The sequence below is a fragment of the Pantoea sp. OVA07A genome, from assembly GCF_019969975.1.
Taxonomy (GTDB): domain Bacteria; phylum Pseudomonadota; class Gammaproteobacteria; order Enterobacterales; family Enterobacteriaceae; genus Pantoea; species Pantoea agglomerans.
The window spans coordinates 1-18,745 of sequence record NZ_JAHXYM010000010.1 but is presented as its reverse complement, the minus strand read 5'-3'; the positions used below and the strand labels follow the sequence as shown (position 1 = coordinate 18,745).

21 protein-coding genes, 2 tRNA genes and 1 rRNA gene are annotated in these 18,745 nt (G+C 56.7%); 10 read left to right on the top strand and 14 right to left on the bottom strand.

Features of this window, described 5'->3' with window-relative positions:
- Window positions 1–10 precede the first annotated feature (10 nt).
- The 5 genes from LC417_RS21580 to hpxU all read right to left on the bottom strand — a co-directional run bounded on the left by LC417_RS21580 (window position 11) and on the right by hpxU (window position 3,875).
- Window positions 11–742, bottom strand: a complete 732-nt coding sequence (locus LC417_RS21580; protein WP_223566340.1) for an amino acid ABC transporter ATP-binding protein — start codon at window positions 740–742, stop codon at window positions 11–13.
- The gene (locus LC417_RS21575) at window positions 723–1,379 is read right to left on the bottom strand and encodes an amino acid ABC transporter permease (protein ID WP_010255156.1); all 657 of its coding nucleotides are present in this window, start codon (window positions 1,377–1,379) and stop codon (window positions 723–725) included. The genes LC417_RS21580 and LC417_RS21575 overlap by 20 nt, the downstream gene beginning before the upstream one ends.
- Window positions 1,379–2,047 (bottom strand): amino acid ABC transporter permease, encoded by a 669-nt coding sequence (locus tag LC417_RS21570; RefSeq protein ID WP_010255155.1) that lies wholly within the window; start codon window positions 2,045–2,047, stop codon window positions 1,379–1,381. Before LC417_RS21570 ends, LC417_RS21575 begins: the two co-directional genes overlap by 1 nt.
- Window positions 2,048–2,057: 10 nt before the next feature.
- Window positions 2,058–2,843, bottom strand: a complete 786-nt coding sequence (locus LC417_RS21565) for a transporter substrate-binding domain-containing protein (protein WP_010255154.1) — start codon at window positions 2,841–2,843, stop codon at window positions 2,058–2,060.
- Between the two features lie 192 nt (window positions 2,844–3,035).
- Window positions 3,036–3,875: a MurR/RpiR family transcriptional regulator HpxU gene (gene hpxU, locus LC417_RS21560; protein ID WP_033771018.1), complete on the bottom strand. Its 840-nt coding sequence runs from the start codon at window positions 3,873–3,875 to the stop codon at window positions 3,036–3,038.
- A 138-nt stretch (window positions 3,876–4,013) separates the two neighbouring features.
- On the opposite strand from hpxU, the gene LC417_RS21555 reads away from it, so the two are divergent.
- Genes LC417_RS21555 through hpxZ form a run of 4 tightly spaced genes read left to right on the top strand, consistent with a single transcriptional unit; the run spans window position 4,014 to window position 7,569 of the window.
- On the top strand, window positions 4,014–5,600 hold the full coding sequence (locus tag LC417_RS21555) for a gamma-glutamyltransferase family protein (protein ID WP_223566339.1): 1,587 nt from the start codon (window positions 4,014–4,016) through the stop codon (window positions 5,598–5,600).
- A gap of 12 nt (window positions 5,601–5,612) precedes the next feature.
- The gene (gene hpxX / locus LC417_RS21550; protein ID WP_033766590.1) at window positions 5,613–5,795 is read left to right on the top strand and encodes an oxalurate catabolism protein HpxX; all 183 of its coding nucleotides are present in this window, start codon (window positions 5,613–5,615) and stop codon (window positions 5,793–5,795) included.
- The gene (locus LC417_RS21545) at window positions 5,792–7,189 is read left to right on the top strand and encodes an AtzE family amidohydrolase (protein ID WP_223566338.1); all 1,398 of its coding nucleotides are present in this window, start codon (window positions 5,792–5,794) and stop codon (window positions 7,187–7,189) included. The genes hpxX and LC417_RS21545 overlap by 4 nt, the downstream gene beginning before the upstream one ends.
- Entirely contained in the window at window positions 7,189–7,569 is a 381-nt protein-coding gene (gene hpxZ, locus LC417_RS21540) for an oxalurate catabolism protein HpxZ (protein WP_223566337.1), read from the top strand. The genes LC417_RS21545 and hpxZ overlap by 1 nt, the downstream gene beginning before the upstream one ends.
- Before the next feature lie 50 nt (window positions 7,570–7,619).
- Here hpxZ and puuE read toward each other — a convergent pair whose 3' ends face one another.
- The 3 genes from puuE to LC417_RS21525 are packed head-to-tail and all read right to left on the bottom strand — an operon-like array spanning window position 7,620 to window position 10,056.
- Window positions 7,620–8,573: an allantoinase PuuE gene (puuE, locus tag LC417_RS21535; RefSeq protein ID WP_010671142.1), complete on the bottom strand. Its 954-nt coding sequence runs from the start codon at window positions 8,571–8,573 to the stop codon at window positions 7,620–7,622.
- Window positions 8,574–8,605: 32 nt separating this feature from the next.
- Window positions 8,606–9,337, bottom strand: coding sequence for an allantoin racemase (gene hpxA, locus LC417_RS21530; RefSeq protein WP_010671141.1), 732 nt, complete (start codon window positions 9,335–9,337; stop codon window positions 8,606–8,608).
- Window positions 9,334–10,056 carry a GntR family transcriptional regulator gene (locus LC417_RS21525; RefSeq protein ID WP_010255133.1) on the bottom strand — a complete coding sequence of 241 codons (723 nt, stop codon included), beginning with the start codon at window positions 10,054–10,056 and terminating at the stop codon, window positions 9,334–9,336. The genes hpxA and LC417_RS21525 overlap by 4 nt, the downstream gene beginning before the upstream one ends.
- A 144-nt stretch (window positions 10,057–10,200) precedes the next feature.
- On the opposite strand from LC417_RS21525, the gene LC417_RS21520 reads away from it, so the two are divergent.
- Window positions 10,201–11,709: an NCS1 family nucleobase:cation symporter-1 gene (locus tag LC417_RS21520; RefSeq protein WP_033756668.1), complete on the top strand. Its 1,509-nt coding sequence runs from the start codon at window positions 10,201–10,203 to the stop codon at window positions 11,707–11,709.
- Window positions 11,710–11,758: 49 nt separating this feature from the next.
- Here LC417_RS21520 and LC417_RS21515 read toward each other — a convergent pair.
- Window positions 11,759–11,835 (bottom strand) — tRNA-Asp (locus tag LC417_RS21515).
- Between the two features lie 134 nt (window positions 11,836–11,969).
- Window positions 11,970–12,701, bottom strand: a complete 732-nt coding sequence (dnaQ, locus tag LC417_RS21510) for a DNA polymerase III subunit epsilon (RefSeq protein ID WP_010255127.1) — start codon at window positions 12,699–12,701, stop codon at window positions 11,970–11,972.
- Window positions 12,702–12,752: 51 nt separating this feature from the next.
- Between dnaQ and rnhA the strand changes: the two genes are divergently transcribed.
- Window positions 12,753–13,220: a ribonuclease HI gene (rnhA, locus tag LC417_RS21505; protein WP_010255125.1), complete on the top strand. Its 468-nt coding sequence runs from the start codon at window positions 12,753–12,755 to the stop codon at window positions 13,218–13,220.
- Here rnhA and LC417_RS21500 read toward each other — a convergent pair.
- Entirely contained in the window at window positions 13,202–13,939 is a 738-nt protein-coding gene (locus tag LC417_RS21500; protein WP_010671138.1) for a class I SAM-dependent methyltransferase, read from the bottom strand. The two genes, rnhA and LC417_RS21500, sit on opposite strands and share 19 nt — an antisense overlap.
- Window positions 13,940–13,981: 42 nt before the next feature.
- On the opposite strand from LC417_RS21500, the gene gloB reads away from it, so the two are divergent.
- The gene (gloB, locus tag LC417_RS21495) at window positions 13,982–14,737 is read left to right on the top strand and encodes a hydroxyacylglutathione hydrolase (protein ID WP_223566356.1); all 756 of its coding nucleotides are present in this window, start codon (window positions 13,982–13,984) and stop codon (window positions 14,735–14,737) included.
- Between the two features lie 71 nt (window positions 14,738–14,808).
- Complete coding sequence (gene mltD / locus LC417_RS21490; RefSeq protein ID WP_223566336.1) at window positions 14,809–16,185, top strand: murein transglycosylase D; 1,377 nt, start codon at window positions 14,809–14,811, stop codon at window positions 16,183–16,185.
- Window positions 16,186–16,295: 110 nt separating this feature from the next.
- Here mltD and LC417_RS21485 read toward each other — a convergent pair whose 3' ends face one another.
- Window positions 16,296–17,087, bottom strand: a complete 792-nt coding sequence (locus LC417_RS21485; RefSeq protein WP_010255114.1) for an endonuclease/exonuclease/phosphatase family protein — start codon at window positions 17,085–17,087, stop codon at window positions 16,296–16,298.
- Window positions 17,088–17,349: 262 nt separating this feature from the next.
- On the opposite strand from LC417_RS21485, the gene yafC reads away from it, so the two are divergent.
- Complete coding sequence (gene yafC, locus LC417_RS21480; protein WP_033756659.1) at window positions 17,350–18,252, top strand: DNA-binding transcriptional regulator YafC; 903 nt, start codon at window positions 17,350–17,352, stop codon at window positions 18,250–18,252.
- 62 nt (window positions 18,253–18,314) lie between these two features.
- Window positions 18,315–18,461 carry a hypothetical protein gene (locus LC417_RS21475; RefSeq protein WP_155724509.1) on the top strand — a complete coding sequence of 49 codons (147 nt, stop codon included), beginning with the start codon at window positions 18,315–18,317 and terminating at the stop codon, window positions 18,459–18,461.
- Window position 18,462: 1 nt separating this feature from the next.
- On the opposite strand, the gene LC417_RS21470 is transcribed toward LC417_RS21475, so the two are convergent.
- Both LC417_RS21470 and rrf read right to left on the bottom strand, forming a co-directional pair.
- Window positions 18,463–18,539 (bottom strand) — tRNA-Asp (locus LC417_RS21470).
- Window positions 18,540–18,626: 87 nt separating this feature from the next.
- Window positions 18,627–18,742 (bottom strand): 5S ribosomal RNA (gene rrf, locus LC417_RS21465).
- Between the last annotated feature and the right edge of the window lie 3 nt (window positions 18,743–18,745).

Sequence of the window (18,745 nt, the reverse complement as noted above, 5' to 3'; positions counted from 1 at the left end):
TTTTTCAGAATCAGAGGCGAACCGAAGAGATAAACTGCTTCAGCTCCGGTGACTGCGGCTGAGCGAACAGCGTCTTACTGTCGCCCTGCTCCCAGACGCGCCCCTGATGCATAAAGACCACACGATCGCCCACGTCGCGGGCGAAGCTCATTTCATGCGTGACGAGGATCAGCGTCATCCCTTCTGACGCCAGCTGCTCCAGAACTTTGAGCACTTCGCCCACCAGCTCGGGATCGAGCGCGGAGGTGATCTCATCACAGAGTAAAACTTTCGGCGTCATCGCCAGTGCACGGGCGATCGCCACGCGCTGCTGCTGACCGCCGGAGAGGCTGGCAGGATAGTAGTTGAGACGCTCGCCCAGCCCGACTTTCTCCAGCATCTGCGCCGCCAGCGCCCGGCACTCGGCCTCGCTTTTTTTCAGCACCCGGCGCGGCGCCAGCATCACGTTCTCCAGTGCCGTCATGTGCGGGAACAGATTGAAGCTCTGAAACACCATCCCGACCGAGCGGCTGATTTCACGCGCATGCGAGTCGCGATCGGTAATCGTCATACCGCCGAGCTTGATGCTGCCCTCCTGATAGCCTTCCAGCCCGTTCATGCAGCGCAGCAGCGTGCTTTTGCCCGATCCGCTGCGACCGATGATTGAGATCACCTCGCCCATGTCGATATCCAGATCCACGCCTTTCAACACATGGTTGTCGCCGTAATATTTTTGCACCTGATTAATGGTGATGAGCGGCATTGAATTTTTTCTCCAGATACTGGCTGTAGCGAGACAGCGGATAACACATCAGGAAGTAGCCCAGCGCCACCAGCCCAAAGACTTTAAACGGCTGATAGGTCACGTTGTTCAGAATGGTGCCCGCTTTGGTCAGCTCGATAAAACCGATAATTGACGCCAGCGCGGTGCCCTTGATCACCTGGACAGCAAACCCCACCGTCGGGGCAATACCGATGCGGATCGCCTGCGGCGCAATGACCCGCCACAACGTCTGACCAAAGGTCAGGCCGAGACAGCGCGACGCTTCCCACTGGCCTTTTGGCAGGGCGCGGATGCTGCCGTACCAGATATCGACCAGAAAGGCGCTGGTGTAGAAGGTCAGCGCCAGCGAGGCTGCCGTCCAGGGTGCAACATCAATGCCGAACAGGCCGACGCCGAAAAACGCCAGGAACAGCTGCATCAGCAGCGGCGTGCCCTGAAACAGCGCGGTGTAACCGCGTACCAGCCGCGTTAACCATTTGCGTTGCAGCAGGCGCATAAACAGCAGCGGCAGCGTCACCAGTGTGCCGCCGACAAAGGCCACCAGCGACAGCAACAGGGTCCAGCGTGCCGCCAGCAGCAGGTTGCGCAGGATGTCCCAGTCGGTAAAGGTCGTCATCATGATGGCTGCACTCCAAACCATTTACGGCCAATCGCCAGCAGCAGATGGCGCATCGCAATCGACAACGCCAGGTAGATCAGCGTGGTCACCAGATAGACCTCAAAACTTAAGAAGGTGCGCGACTGGATCAGGTTGGCGGCGAAGGTCAGCTCCTCGTAGGAGACCTGCGACACCACCGACGAACCCAGCATCACGATGATGCACTGGCTTACCAGCGCCGGATAAATGCGCTGCAGCGCGGGCGGCAACACCACCCGCAGAAACGTCTGGCTGCGGGTTAATCCCAGCACCCGTCCCGCTTCCCACTGCCCTTTGGGTGTCACCTGTATTCCGGCACGAATAATCTCGGTGCTATACGCCCCGAGGTTGATCAGCATCGCCAGCAGCGCCGCCTCGCCAGCAGTGAGTTTCAGCCCCAGCGCAGGCAGACCGAAAACGATAAAGAACAGTTGCACCACAAACGGCGTGTTGCGGATCAGCTCGACATAGATGCCCCACAGGCGGCTCATCCAGCTGGGTCTGCCACTGCGCAGCGCCGCGCCCGCAATGCCGAGCGCCACACCACCGGTAGTCGCCAGCACCGTCAGCTGAATGGTGACCCAAAGACCGGAGAGCAGCTCCGGCCAGTAGGGCCACAGGGCGGGAAAGTTAAGTTGCCCGGTCATGAATCTTTCCTCAGGCGCCGAGGTTGGCGGGCAGCGGCGCTTTCAGCCACTCTTCTGACAGTTTATTCAGGGTGCCATCTTTGATGCCCTGCTCAATCAGCGCATTCACTTTCGCTTTCAGTGCCGGCTGATCTTTCTTCAGGCCGATATAGCAGGGAGAATCTTTCAGCATAAACTGCGCCACCGGCGCTTTGGCCGGATTCTGACGGGCAATGGCGGCGACCACCAGGTTGCCGGTCGCCACATACTGCACCTGACCGGAGAGATACGCAGACAAGGTGGTGTTGTTATCTTCGTAGCGTTTCACCTGTGCATCTTTCGGCGCAACGTCACTGAGCACCATGTCCTCTACCGCACCGCGTGTTACGCCAATCGATTTGCCGCTCAGGGCAGACGCCGCTTTGATTTCATCGCCTTTCGGCCCGAATACGCCCAGGAAGAACGGCGCATAGGCGCGGGTGAAGTCGATCACTTTTTCCCGCTCGGCATTTTTACCCATGCTGGAGATCACCAGGTCGACCTTGTCGGTTTGCAGATAAGGCACGCGGTTGGCACTGCTGACCGGCACCAGCTGCAACTTAAGTTTCATCTGTTTTGCCAGGTATCTGGCCGTGTCGATGTCATACCCCTGCGGCTGCAGATCGGTGCCAACCGAGCCAAACGGCGGGAAATCCTGCGGCACGGCGATGCGAATGACGCCGCGTTTCTGGATGTCCTGCAGTTGATCGGCCAGCGCGCTTCCCGCTTGTGCCATCAGTAATGCCGCTGTCGCAACCGCCATCAAAACTTTTTTCATTATGCACCCCGGTGAGATTAACGTGAAACAAAAGATTCTTTGAGATGCAATCTGCAACTAATGTGCCAATCCGGACGGCCACAGAAAAAGGGTTAAGCGGCAAAGCATTCAGCTGAAATCTGGCGTAATCGGGACGACTACGCCGGGGGAAGGTCTGTTCTGAAATGGGGCAAAGCACCAAAACGGTGCCTTTTAGCGGTGCTCCAGCTCGTCAAACTGCTGGTAAAGGTCGGCGATCTGATGAATGCGCTGACGTCCCTGTGCCAGCATTTCATGTAGCAGTGCATTGGCAATCAGGTTAACCAGACTCATGGCGGAGCCATAACTGTCGAAGGCGGAAACGCTGTCCAGCGGCGTACAGAGCTGCCAGCGCGCCAGCGCAATCACCGTCTGCGCCTGCGGCTCACACAGCGCCAGCAGCGGGATACCGGCCGCCTGCAACTGCTGCATCAGCGGGCGAATGATGCGGGGACGACGACGGAAGGCCATCACGACCACCATATCCTCCGGCGTAATATCCACCAGCTCCTCAGCCAGCGTCTGGCCCGGCTGCGGCAGGATATGTACCTGCGAACGCGCCTGCACCAGCTGCTGTCGCAGATGCAGTGCCACCGGATAGGCGTTGCGCATGCCGATGATAAAGACGCGTTTTGCCTGCGCCAGCTGCTGGATAACCTCATTAAAGTGCCGGGCATCCAGACTGTTCACCCACTGCGTCAGGTTAGCCATCTCCTGCTTGTAGTGTCGCGCCAGCAGCGTATTGCCCTGCACCGCATCACGATTATCAGTCAGCGGCATGCCGCTCTGGCGCAGGATGCGTAACTCATCACGCATATCCTTGTACTTTTCATAGCCCAGACGCTTAAACAGCCGGCTGACCGTGGCTTTCGACACGCCACTGAGCCGCGCCAGCTCGGCACTGTTGTAGCTGATCAGGTCATCGAAGTGGTCAAACACGAAGTCGGCAATGCGCTGCTCCTGCGGAGAGAGCTGGGAATAGTGACTCCTGAGTCGTTCATCAAGCTGTTTCATAACCCGTCCTGTAACTTTTGTTTCAGCAGAAGCTAGCACAATTTGCGCCAGGTTAAGCGGCGCATTGTCAGCTCAGGGTGAAAACTGGAACAGCTCTTGCTTTGTTATCGGTTCTGTCACCCGGATAACGAGAAAAAGATGATTCAAAGCAATATGGCCCCGCAGGGGATGGCGGTGACGCCACACCATCTGGCGAGTGAAAGCGCGCTCGCGGTTCTGCGTGATGGCGGTAATGCCATTGAAGCGATGGTGGCCGCTGCCGCGACCATCGCCGTGGTTTACCCGCATATGAATGGACTGGGCGGTGATGGTTTCTGGCTGATTCTGCCGCCCGGCGGCGATCCTGTCGCTATCGACGCCAGCGGCGCAGCCGGTTCGCTGGCTCATCACGATTTCTACGCCGATCACCCTAAGATTCCGCATCGCGGGCCGAAAGCGGCGCTGACCGTGGCCGGTACGGTCAGCGGCTGGCAGGAGGCACTGAATCTCTCGGCTGAGATGGGCACCCCACCGCTGCCGCTGGCACGTCTGCTGCACGATGCGATTCGCTACGCCGCTGACGGTATTCCGGTGACTGCCTCACAGAGCGCCGCCACCGCGACGTTCCGCAGTGAATTGCAGCATCAGCCCGGCTTCAGCGCCACCTTTATGCCTGACGGCAACGTGCCGCAGCCAGGCAGCCGTTTTACCCAGCCTGCCCTGGCTAACACCCTGAGCCAGCTTACTGAAGAGGGGCTCGACAGCTTTTATCGCGGCACGCTGGCTCACCATATGGCCGATGAGATGGCCACGCTGGGCATGCCGGTGACGCTGGCCGATCTGCAGCAGCATCGCGCCCGCCGCACGACGCCGCTGCATCTCTCCCACAGCGAAGGTGACATCTGGAATATCACCCCGCCAACGCAGGGCATGGTGTCGCTGGCGATCCTGGGCATCACCGATCGGCTGGAGATGGCGGAGGCTGACGATGCGCAGACGGTGCACCGTATCGTGGAAGCCACCAAAAAAGCGTTTGCACTGCGCGACAAACACATCACCGATCCACGTCACGTCACGGAAGATTTGCAGGCGCTGCTGGACAGCGATCACCTTGCCACACTCGCCAGCCAGATCATCGATGGAGAGGCGGCAGCCTGGGGAAACGGACGCGGGCCGGGCGATACGGTCTGGATGGGCGTGATGGACAGCAGCGGCCTGGCCGTCTCCTTTATTCAGAGCATTTATCACGAATTTGGCAGTGGTGTGGTGCTGCCCGGCACGGGTGTCACCTGGCAGAACCGCGGTGCCGCTTTCAGCCTTGATCCTGACCATCTGCTGGCCCTGGCACCCGGTAAGCAACCGTTTCATACCCTGAATCCCGCCGCCGCACGGCTGAAAGATGGCCGGACGCTGGTGTATGGCGCGATGGGTGGGGATGGACAGCCGCAGACTCAGGCGGCGATTTTTACCCGCCATGTGATTCAGGGCTTGCCGTTACAACAGGCGGTCAGTGCGCCGCGCTGGCTGCTGGGCCGGACCTGGGGGCAATCATCAGACTCGCTGAAACTGGAAGGTCGTTTTGACGACGAAACGGTATTGATGCTGCGTCTGTGGGGACATGAGGTGGAGCTGCTGCCGGACTTCAGCGAATCCGTGGGCCATGCGGGCGCCATTGTGCGCCACAGCAACGGCATGTTTGAGGGCGCAAGCGATCCACGCAGTAACGGCAGCGCCGCCGGTTTTTAACAGGAGCGAATCATGAATCAACACGACTGGGCCAGCTACATCGGCCATATGGAGCAGATACTGCAACTGGAACTGGATGACGCCCGCCGCGCTGAACTGCTGATCCAGCTGTCGCGTATCGCGGAGATGGCCGCGCCGCTGATGACGTTTCCGCTGGATGACCGGCTTGAAGTGGCAGGAGTATACCAGGCATGAGATTAGGTGACGTTTCGATTCAGACCCTGCAACGGGCGATTCAGCAGGGTGAAATCAGTGCGCTGGAAGTGGCAAAGCGCACGCTGCAGGCGGTTGAGCAGCATAATCCGGCGCTGAATGCCTGGACGGAAGTGACCGGGCCCCGCATGTTAAAAGAAGCCAGTGCGATTGATGCGCAGCGGCAGCGCGGCGAAACCCTGCCACCGCTGGCGGGCATCCCGTATGCGGTAAAAAACCTGTTTGATGTGGCGAGGCACACTACCCTGGCCGGTGCCAGCCTGTTCAGCGACCGGCCGGCGGCACGTGCAGATGCGTTTGCCGTCGATAAACTGCGTCGCTCTGGTGCGCTGCTGTCGGGCATGCTGAACATGGATGCCTACGCGTATGGTTTTACCACCGAAAACAGCCACTACGGCGCGACGCACAATCCGCGCGATCTCAGCCGTGTGGCTGGCGGCTCGTCAGGCGGTTCGGCGGCTGCCGTGGCCGCCGGTCTGGTCCACTTTTCGCTGGGCACCGACACCAACGGTTCCATTCGGGTGCCCGCGTCGCTGTGCGGTATTTTTGGTCTTAAGCCGACCTTTGGCCGGTTGTCACGCAGCGGCAGCCATCCGTTTGTTGCCAGCCTCGATCACATCGGTCCTCTGGCGCGGCGGGTTGAAGACCTGGCGCTGGTATATGATCTGTTGCAGGGCGCAGACCACACCGATGCGTTTCAGGCCGATCGCCCGCTGGCCGCGACGCTACCGGGGCTGTCACAGGGCAGCGAAGGCTTGCGCTGCGGCGTACTGGGTGGCTTTTTTGCCCGCAGGTGCGATGAGGATGCCCGCGCTGCCGTCGCGGTGGTCGCGGCAGCACTTGATGCACAGGAAGAGGTGCTGATGCCGGACGCTGAGCTGGCACGCTCGGCGGCGTTTATCATGACCGCGGCAGAAGGCGGCAATCACTATCTGCCCGCCCTGCGCCAGACGCCTGAGCAGTTTGAACCTAATTCACGCGAGCGTCTGCTGGCCGGTGCCATGATGCCAGGTGCCTGGTACGTGCAGGCGCAGCGTTTCCGCCGCCATTTCCAGCAGCAGGTGTTGCCGCTTTTTGATCGGTTTGATGTGCTGATAGCGCCGGCGACACCCTGCAGCGCGATCACCATCGGTCAGCAGACCCTGTCGATTCAGGGGGAATCGCTGCCCGCTAAGGCGAGCATGGGTATGCTGACGCAGCCGATCTCCTTCCTGGGATTGCCGGTCTGTACCGTGCCGCTGGCGACCCGAAGCGGTCTGCCGATTGGATTACAGCTTATCGCCCGTCCATTTAATGAAGAGGCGGTGTTACGTGCCGCCTGGGCACTGGAACAACGCGGCATTACGATACCGCAAATCAATATGGCTGGAGCCTGATGAACAGAGAGATTAATTTACCGAAGGTGGTCACCGAGGTGACGGCGCAGTTTTACCGCTACGAGCAGGCGCTGGTCAGCAATGACGTGGCCGAACTGGATGCGTTGTTCTGGCACGACCCGCGAACCGTGCGCCTCGGCGCAGGTGAGAATCTGTATGGCATTGATGAGATTCGGGCCTTCCGCGCCGCGCGTCCTTCAGCCGGGCTGAACCGGACGCTACGAAACACCGTGATCACCACCTTTGGCGAGGATTATGCGGTATGCAGCACCGAATTTACCCGCACCGGCAGCGATAAAATTGGCCGTCAGCAGCAGACCTGGGTACGCATGCCCCACGGCTGGTGCATCGTAGCGGCGCAGGTCAGCCTGATGAGCTGACATCGTCCGGCGCTTCGCCCGATCAACACGGGCCGAGCGCCGGAACCGGCTTAAGGTGCCGGGTGCGTGTTGATCCAGTGGTCAGCGATCTGCTGACGGGTGCAGATCCAGACATTCTCATGCTGCTGGATGTGATCGAGAAAATTCTGCAGCGCGCGGAATTTGCCAGGACGACCCAGCAGGCGGCAATGCATACCGATCGACATCATCTTCGGTGCGGTTTCGCCCTCTTCATACAGCACATCGAAGCTGTCGCGCAAATAGGTAAAGAACTGTTCGGCGGTATTAAATCCCTGCGGCGAGGCAAAGCGCATGTCATTGCACTCCAGGGTATAGGGGATAATCAGGTGCGGTTTAACCGTTCCATCCTGACAGGTGACCTGGGTCCAGAAAGGCAGATCGTCGCCGTAGTAGTCACTGTCATAGCTAAAACCGCCCTGCTCCACCACCAGCCGCCGGGTATTCGGGCTGTCGCGGCCGGTGTACCAGCCGGTCGGCGCTTTACCAAACAGATCAACCAGCACATCGACCGCCTGCTGCATATGCTGGCGTTCGGTTTTTGCATCCATGCCCTGATAGTGGATCCAGCGCCAGCCGTGACTGACCACATCGTAGTCAGCCTGTTTAATCGCCTCGACAACTTCCGGATGACGCGCCAGCGCCATCGCCACGCCGAAAACCGTTAACGGCAGACCGCGTTTCTGGAATTCGTTGTGGATACGCCAGAAACCGGCGCGTGAGCCGTACTCATACAGCGACTCCATCGACATGTGGCGATCAGGATAGCTGGCTGCCCCGATGATGTCGGAGAGGAACTGCTCTGAGCCGGTGTCGCCGTGCAGCACGCTGTTTTCTGCGCCCTCTTCGTAGTTCAGAACAAACTGCACCGCCACACGGGCGTTGTTGGGCCAGGCGGCGTGCGGCGGATGAGCGCCATAACCGATTAAATCGCGCGGATAGTTTTTGTTAAAGCTGTACTCTTTCTTCTCTGCAGCGTCAGTCATCACTCCACCTGTTTTGATTCGGGAAAGTTCCGTTAGTTTAGATGCTGAAACGCACCTGAGAGAGGTTTCTGCAAAGGCCAGGCCAGATCACCATGTTTGCTGGTGCCAAAACCAAGCGCCACCAGCGACTCCACCATCTTCACCGCCGCGCTGACGCCATCGATGACTGGCAGTCCCAGCTCCCGGGTCAGCTCCCCGGCCAGCGTCGCCATCCCGCCACAGCCCAGCACAATCGCCCCGCTGCCATCTTCCCGTTTAGCCTGAATGCAGCGCTGCCGCACTTTTTCCTGCGCCAGGCCGCTGCCATCTTCCAGCGCCAGTACCGGCAGATCGATGGCATGCAGCGCGGCACAGTGATGGGTAAAGCCATACTGCTGCAGCAGATGACGCGCAATCACCAGGGTGCGCGGCAGCGTGGTGACAATGGAGAAACGCGTCGCCAGCAGCGTGGCGGTATGCATCGCCGCTTCCGCAATGCCGATCACCGGTCCGCTGGCCAGCTCGCGTGCCGCCAGCAAACCCGGATCGCCAAAGCAGGCAATGACGTGGCCGCTAACGCCCTGCGCTCTGCCCAGTTTAATCTGCTCCAGTACGCCGATGGCGGCGATCGCCTCATCGAAGTGCCCTTCAATGGAAGGCACGCCCTGCGACGGCGAAACAGCCAGAATTTCGGTGCCCGGTGCGGCGACCGCACGCGCGGCCTGACCGATAGTTTCGGTCATCGCCAGGCTGGTATTAGGGTTAATAACCTGAATCAGGCTCATGAGGCCGCTCCAGAGCCTGCGGCAAACAGTCGGGAAAAGTCGGGCAGCGTTTCCCCGCTGCGTTCGAAGTGCAGGCTGGAGACGATGTGCTCGAAGTGATGCTGTAGCGCCTGCGTCAGCGGCTGCAGCGCACGCGCGCGCAGTAACTGAAGCAGATTCGCATGATCGTCACAGCGGCAGCCACGCTGCCAGGGTGCGCCATAGGCGGCGATCACCAGTGATGAGCGCTGCGTCAGGCTGGTCACCATGCCGGTGAGCACCTGATTCCCGGAGATCGCCTGCAACTGAATATGAAAGGCCGCTGACAGCCGGATGGCTGCCGGGCCATCATGATCGGCGTGCGCCTGATTCTCCTGCGCGATGAGCTGCTCCAGCGCCACCAGATGCGGGGGCTGCAGATGGGCCAGGACCGCTGGCAGATTAGCGCACTCCATTAAACTGCGGGTTGAGAAGATATCCCGCGCCTCTTCAACGCCGGGTGTTGAGACCTGCGCACCACGTTTGGGCGTCAGAGTGACCATTTGCACCGCCGCGAGGCGTTGCAGCACTTTGCGGATGCCGGTGCGGCTCACGCCAAAGACCCCGGAAAGCGCCTCTTCCGGCAATTTACTGCCCGGCGGCAGCTGATGCTCAACAATGGCGTTCATCAATGCCTGGTAAATCCCTTCATCTTTATCCTGCAGCCTGGTGGCGTCTCGCTGTCCTGTTTTACTCGTCATTACCCGCTCCGGTCGCTTGCTGTACGCCACATATCGTATACGTGAAAAATAAATATTGTATACAAGAAAAGAGATCTGGCCTGGATCCTGCAATACCGCCTTACCAGATTATTCATTCCACTCTCGGGTAGAGGAGCAGGTTTCATGCCAAATCAATCAACGGTGGCCAGTACGGCCTCTGAAGCCAACGCCCGTTACAGCCCACGACTCTGTAACGACGACCTGGCACCGACTCGCGATCAGAACTGGTCGTGGTACAACATTTTTTCTTTCTGGATGTCGGATGTGCACAGCATGGGCGGCTATGTGGTGGCCGCCAGCTTCTTCACGCTGGGATTAGCCAGCTGGCAGGTGCTGCTCTGCCTGTTAGCGGGGATCTGCATCGTGCAGATCTGTGCGAATCTGGTGGCGAAACCGAGCCAGATGGCGGGCGTCCCCTATGCGGTGATCTGCCGTCAGGCATTTGGGGTGTTTGGTGCCAATATCCCGGCGGTGATACGCGGTCTGATCGCGTTCGCCTGGTATGGCATCCAGACCTATCTGGCGGCGAATGCGCTGATGCTGGTGCTGCTGAAGTTCGCGCCGTCGCTGACGTCGATGACCGTGCCGCACTGGCTTGGTCTGTCGCTGCTGGGCTGGTGCTGCTTCGGCATTATGTGGTTACTGCAGGCAATGGTGTTCTGGCATGGCATGAACGCCATCAAACGGTTTATTGATGTCGCCGGACCGGCGGTCTATGTGGTGATGGTGGCGCTGGCGGGCTGGATTGTATACAAGACCGGCTTCGATGGGATCTCATTTACCCTCGCCAGCAAATCGCTGACCGCAGGCGAGCAGACGTGGCAGATGATTACGGCGACGGCGCTGGTGGTCTCTTACTTCTCCGGACCGCTGCTGAACTTCGGTGACTTCTCACGCTACGGCAAAAGCATGTCAGAGATCCGTCGCGGCAACCGCTGGGGACTGCCGTTTAACTTTCTGCTGTTCTCGGTGGTGACCGTAGTGATTGTGTCGGGCACCCAGTCGCTGTTTGGCAAAATGATTACCGATCCCATCGAAACCGTAAGCATGGTCGGCAACGATCTGGCGGTCGCGATTGGATTGCTGACCATGATTACCGCCACCATCGGTATCAATATCGTGGCGAACTTCGTCTCACCCGCTTTTGACTTCTCTAACTGTTCACCGCAGAAAATCAGTTTCCGTACCGGCGGGATGATCGCTGCGGTGGGGTCGGTGCTGTTAACGCCGTGGAATCTCTTCCAGTCTCCTGAGCTGATTCACTATACGCTGGATGTGCTGGGATCGTTTATCGGGCCGCTGTTCGGGATTCTGCTGACCGATTTCTATCTGATTAAACGTGGACGTATCTCGGTCGACGATCTTTTTAACGATACGCCAGCAGGCCGTTACTGGTATCGCGGTGGCTTTAACCCTAAAGCGATTGGCGCACTGCTGCCATCGGTGGCGATTTGCCTGGTGATTAGCTTTATCCCTTCCCTGCATCAGGTGGCGAATTTCAGCTGGTTTATTGGCGCCGGTCTGGCGGCAGGCTGCTATCGCTTTATCGCCCGTGAAGATCGTGAGGCGGAGGATGGTGCCCGCTGGCAAGGCGAGGTGATGCCGCAGAAGAACCAGGCCACCGCTGAATAGCAGACAGCAAAAAGCCGATTCATTTCTGAATCGGCTTTTTTAAAGAGATTGGCGGAACGGACGGGGCTCGAACCCGCGACCCCCTGCGTGACAGGCAGGTATTCTAACCAACTGAACTACCGCTCCGCGCTTTGTTCCCCGTCGGGAACGAGGCGCATAGTAATGGCAGCCTGTTGCGACGTCAACGCTTTTTCCAGGCGAACAAATCGTTTGCTGTTTTTTTCAGCTTGCCGTTGATTTTATCCACAAAAATGCGTAATTCAGCCGCGCCACAGGCAGCTGCCACCCTTTTTCATCACCAGATCCAGACGTGACTCATGGGCAACCACTTCTTCATCGCTGGCCGTGACCACTCGCAGTGCAGAGGTGGGACGCACGATGCGCTGGATGCTCTCTCCCTGCGCCTGTCGGGCGCTTTCACTTTCCGATAAAAAGGAGAGTGAAGTCTGTCCGCCGGTCATCGTCAGGAAGACTTCAGCCAGAATCTCGGCATCGAGCAGTGCGCCGTGCAGGGTTCGTTTGCTGTTGTCTATTTCGTAACGCGAGCAAAGCGCATCAAGGCTGTTGCGCTTGCCGGGAAACATACGGCGCGCCAGCGCCAGACTGTCGGTGATTTTGCAGAAGGTTTCGGTTTTCTCAATGCCGCGGTTCAGCTTTGCAAACTCGTAGTCCATAAAGCCGATATCAAACGGGGCGTTATGGATCACTAATTCAGCACCGCGAATGTAGTCGAGAAACTCATCGGCAATCTCGCTGAAGGCAGGCTTGTCGGCCAGGAACTCATCGGCAATGCCGTGTACGCCAAAGGCTTCGGGATCGACCAGCCGATCGGGCTTAAGATACATATGGAAATTGTTACCGGTCAGGCGACGGTTAATCACCTCTACCGCACCAATCTCAATGATGCGGTGCCCCTCATAATGTACCCCGATCATGTTCATGCCGGTGGTTTCAGTATCGAGAACGATCTGGCGGTTATTTGCAGTGCTCATAAGACCCGTTTTATGTCAGACTTAGCGTTTTTGAGAGGAAGTCTACCAGAGATGCGCAAACAGGTAGAAATATTCACCGATGGATCCTGTCTTGGAAATCCCGGTCCCGGCGGTTATGGGGCGATTTTACGCTACGGTCAGCATGAGAAAACCTTCAGCGCGGGCTATCACCTTACCACCAATAACCGGATGGAGCTGATGGCGGCGATTGTCTCACTGGAAGCGCTGACCCAGCCGTGCGATGTGGTGCTCAGTACCGACAGTCAGTATGTGCGTCAGGGAATTACCAGCTGGATCCATAACTGGAAAAAGCGTGGCTGGAAAACCGCCGACAAAAAGCCGGTGAAGAATGTCGATCTCTGGCAGCGTCTCGACTTAGCACTCAGCACCCATAAGATTCAGTGGGAGTGGGTTAAAGGCCATGCCGGACATCCGGAAAATGAGCGCTGCGACGTGCTGGCCCGCAGCGCGGCTGAAAATCCCGCTTTTGAGGATATCGGTTATAAAACCGAATCCTGATCCTCTGCCTGCCGGAACTGGCGTGTGGCATTGACCGTCTGGCGGATCTTGCTGGTGCTCATACTCTTCTTAGCCCGGGTCGGCAGCAGCGGGAAGGTGCGTTTACGTGCCACCACAATATTCAGACAGCCCAGCGCCGGTAAGTGGGCGCTGATCAGTTTTCCGCCCTGCCGATGCCACGGCAGCACCTGAAAGCGGGTGCGATAGACTACCTCATAATTCAACAGTCCCAGCCAGTCGACTAACCGCACCTGGCTGAACATCCGTCCGCTCCAGGGGGCTTTGCGGTTCAGGCCCGGCACCATCTTACTCACGCCGAGCAGGCTGAATGGATTGAAGCCGCTGATAATCATCCAGCCATCATCAATTAACACCCTATCTACTTCACGTAACACCCGGTGAGGATCCTGGCTCCAGGCGAGCGTATGGGCCAGCAAACAGGCATCGATCGACTTCGACTCAAACGGCAGTTGCATCGGGTCAGCCAGCACCTGTAACAGCTCACCTTCCCTGCCAACATTGACCTGATGTGAAATAGCACAGTTTTCGGTGTTGATTTCTGCGCTGAGGTTGCCAAGCTTAAGCATATGAAAGCCATAAAGCTTTCCAAGGTAAGGCTGAAGCTGCTGCGTTAGCGCGTCGCGGAAATAATCTCCCCACGGCATATCGCGCCATGACAGCGGTGCGTTCAGAATCTGGCGTGATTTAGCGGGCTTCATGCTTTACGCTCTTCCTTTTCCTACGACCTGCGAGAGGTGATGATGAATCTTACCAGTATTCCTGCGTTGCAGGACAACTACATCTGGACGCTGACTGATGATGAGGGTAAATGCCTGATTGTCGATCCCGGCGAAGCCCAACCGGTGTTAGAAAAAATGGCCTCCAACGGCTGGCAGCCGGTCGCTATTCTGCTGACTCACCACCATAACGACCACACGGGCGGAGTGAAAACACTGTGCGAGCATTTCCCTCAGCTTGAGGTCTATGGTCCCCAGGAAACTGCGGCTAAAGGGGCCAGAACCATAGTCAGCGAAGGCGATAAGGTCACGGTACTGGGCCTGACGTTTGAGGTAATCCACACCCCTGGTCACACTTTAGGACATATCTCATATTACAGCTCACCTTATCTTTTCTGTGGTGACACACTCTTTTCGGGCGGCTGCGGACGCCTTTTTGAGGGCACGGCAGAGCAGATGTATGATTCCTTTCAAAAGCTTAACCAGCTTCCAGGTGAGACATTAGTCTGCTGCGCACATGAATATACTTTATCCAATCTGAAGTTTGCTGCGGCTATTCTGCCCCATGACCCACAAATAACGGCCGAATATCAGAAAATTAAGGACTTACGCGCTGAAAATGGCATTAGTTTGCCCACAAAACTGGCGCACGAACGGACAATAAATTTATTTCTTCGCACGCAAGACGTTGATTTACAAAGGGCATTAAACGTTAACGTTACTGATGAACCCATATGGCGTTCATTTGCCGTTCTACGCGAGAAGAAAGACGCTTTTTGATTTTTCGGGTTGTGTTGTGAAAAGTCGTCACGTATAGTTGCTCGTCTTTTAAGCGAACTATTGACACACACATGAAGGCTAAAGCGATCTTACTCGCCTCAGTCTTGCTGGTAGGATGTCAGGCGTCCAGGAACGATGCCAATATCCCGGTACAGCATGCACAGAGTCTGTCTTCAGCTGGTCAAGGTGAAAATGGAAAGTACGGAGACGAGTTTTTGTCGCCGCGATGGCAGGAAGATGGAACTGGCCTCGCAGCAGACGCAGATCTCTGGAGTTTCATTAGTGACGAGTTGAAGATGGGGATTCCGGAAAACCCGGCAATCCGCGAACAAAAAAGTAAATTTTTAAAAAATAAGAGCTATCTCCACGATGTAACATTACGGGCAGAGCCGTACATGTACTGGATAGTCGAGCAGATACAGAAACGTAAAATGCCGATGGAACTGGTACTGCTACCCATAGTGGAGAGCGCTTTTGACCCCCGGGCAACTTCATCCGCCAATGCCGCTGGTATCTGGCAGATTGTTGCTGCAACAGGTCGAAACTATGGTTTGAAACAGAACCAGTATTACGATGGGCGACGCGATGTGGTCGCATCCACGAAAGTTGCGCTGGATATGATGCAGCGTCTTAACACCATGTTTGACGGCGACTGGTTATTAACCATCGCAGCGTACAACAGTGGTGAAGGACGTGTACTCAAAGCGATAAAGCATAACAAGGCGCGCGGTAAGCCGACTGACTTCTGGCATTTATCGCTGCCACGCGAAACGACCGTGTATGTGCCTAAAATGTTAGCTCTGAGTGAACTGCTCAAAAATAACAAGCGTTACGGTATCAAACTGCCGACACCTAATGAAAGTCGTGCTCTGGCGCGAGTGGAAGTGGGTCAGCAGATACAGCTGACGCAGGCTGCCGAAATGGCGGGTATGTCGCTCACGAAACTGAAGAGCTTCAATACCGGTTACAAAGGCGGTGCAACAGCGCCAAACGGCCCACACTATATTATGGTGCCGAAGTCGAACGTCGCGAAACTGCGTAACTCACTGGCTTCCGGTGACATCGCAGCGGTACAGCCTACTCAGCTTGCGAAAGCCAGTGCGAGTGGCGGGTACAAAGTGCGACGGGGTGATACGCTCTCTGGTATCGCCTCAAAACTTGGCGTTAGCGTCTCGACACTGAAGCAGGATAACAACCTGCGCGGTGCTGATATCCGACCGGGTCAGACTCTGACCATTGGTTCGAATGGCACCCGACTGGCTGATAACGGCAACAGCATCACCTATCGTGTTCGTAAGGGTGATTCTCTTGACAGTATTGCCCGTCATCACGGCGTTAACATCAATGACGTGATGCGCTGGAACAGTGTGCTGGACAGTGCGAAAGATATTCAACCCGGCGATAACTTAACGCTGTTTGTGAATAATAACGCAACACCTGATACCTGATACGTTGAAAAGGCTGACATTTGTCAGCCTTTTTCTTTTATTCATCCGCCACCGTTTACTCATCTGCCGGACTTCCCTCCTCCTTCTGCAGGCTCGCTTAATGCACCGGACTAGCTTCCTGAACTGAACTCCACCAGTAAGGGGTTATGGTCGGACGCGCGCGTCACCAGTACGGATGCCTCACTCACCCTGAGATCGCGATAGAAGACGAAATCCAGCGGGCGACCAAAGGCTTTACGGCGGTGATCGGCAGTAAACATGACCTCTTCCAGCTTCATTCGCTGTGCAAAACGGTATAGTGCATTGATACGCTGACGGCTCCAGGCATTGAAATCCCCGGCCATAATCACCGGCCCCTGGTGATGCATGATCTGCTCCCCGATTGGCCCCAGCTGTTTACTGTAGACGTCTACGCCCAGGCTGAAATTTACCGCATGGATGTTCACGACCATCAGCATTTCACCCGTGGGCAGCGGATACGCCGTGACCAGTGCCGATTTTGACAGCCTCAGCAGAGGCTCACGCTCACGCAACGGGCAGCAATAGACCGGGTGCGCAGAGGCGAGCGTCATCACCCCAGAGGGATGCTGAGGCAGCACAAAGGCAGGTACCTGATCGGCAGCGAGATAATTACTGGTGGCAAACTCCACCAGTTCTGGTGTGGTCTGCGCTTCCTGCAGTAATACCAGGTGCGCATCTTTACCAAATCCTTCCAGTACCGACATCCAGTCTGCGCGTTGCTGCTTAAAGATGTTCCACACCAGAACTTTGAGGTTTGGGTGCGCGGGCAAGGGGGCGCCGGGTGGCAGTGCCTGACCGAGATGGAGCATCGCGCCAGGTGGAAAGATCTGTTCCACTGGTTGTCCTGCTACATATCGCATTGCATAAGTTTTTTTGCGCACTTTCCCGCCTGGCTGATGATTCAAAATACAGTTAACACCTGTCTGTTATAGGGATTTTAGACCGGGGTTTCAATGGATGCAGGTGAATGTCAGAATTCATCACCTTTTCCAGAATAAAGCAGCCCTTTTAAGTTCGCTAAGCAAAACGAGGCAGATCAGGCGGTGACATCCCCGATGTCATCGTTAACGGCTCCTGTACTGGTTATAACAGCATTATCAGTCATAAACTGGCTTAATGGCCATGTGACTGCAGGGAGGAAGAATGAAGGCATCTTCTGATGAACTAAAAGTGTTTGTCAGCGTAGTAGAAAGTGGAAGTTTCAGTCGCGCTGCTGAACAGCTGAAGATGGCTAACTCTGCCGTCAGCAGGACAGTTAAAAAGCTGGAGAGCAAGCTGGGTATTGCCCTGCTGACCCGCACAACACGGCAGCTGGCGCTTACTCAGGAGGGCGAACGCTATTTTCGCCATGTTCAACGTTTTTTGCAGGAGATGACCACGGCAGAAAGCGATTTGATCGAGAGTTTACAGGCGCCTAAAGGACTACTGCGCGTTGATGCCGCGACGCCGGTCATTCTGCATTTGCTGATGCCGATGATTAAACCCTTTCGTCTGCGCTATCCTGACGTGACTCTTTCTTTGATCTCCTCAGAGAGTTTTATCAATCTGATTGAGCGGAAAGTGGATATCGCCATTCGCGCCGGCAATCTCACCGACTCAACGCTGCGCGCCCGGCTGCTGTTCAGGAGCTTTCGCAAGATGGTTGCTTCACCCGCCTATCTCCGTGAGCATGGGACACCGCAAACGGTGGCTGAGCTGGATAACCACCACTGTCTCGGCTTTGATGATTCCCCACGACTCAATCGCTGGCCCATCTCCCGTGAAAGCGGCGAACTCTATGATATTAGCTGGGCTATCTCCTCTAACAGTGGAGAGACGATCAAGCAGCTCTGTCTTACCGGTAATGGTATTGCCTGCCTGTCGGACTATATGATCGATCGTGAAGTTGCTGAGGGAAAACTGGTGGAAGTGTTGGCCGATCAGCGTCTGCCGGTCGAGATGCCCTTCCATGCTGTTTACTACAGTGATATTGGCGTAAGCCAGCGTGTGCGCGCTTTTATCGATTTTCTGAGTGAGTGGACAGCTGACCAGCCGTGGCGTACCTGAAGTCTACAGGGGCAGGCCTGATCGGGGTCTGCCCGCACACAATTTGGAAGGGGTGGGATCGATTGCGCGATTATCGCTTCAGATTCAAAGAATTAGCGATCGTTAAAATGATCCGGGAGATCGAAGAGAATCAGCGCGGTGTATTTTTCCGTGTTGAATTTGCTGCAATGGAAAAAGCCCTGACCGTTAAGTCAGGGCTTTCCAATTAAGTGGCGGAACGGACGGGGCTCGAACCCGCGACCCCCTGCGTGACAGGCAGGTATTCTAACCAACTGAACTACCGCTCCACCGATTCTTTCACAGCTGTCAGCAACGGGCTGATGGCCGTCTGTTCCTGTTATTTTCCTTGTCAGGGGAAAAGGAACGAATTTGATGCCTGGCAGTTCCCTACTCTCGCATGGGGAGACCCCACACTACCATCGGCGCTACGGCGTTTCACTTCTGAGTTCGGCATGGGGTCAGGTGGGACCACCGCGCTAAAGCCGCCAGGCAA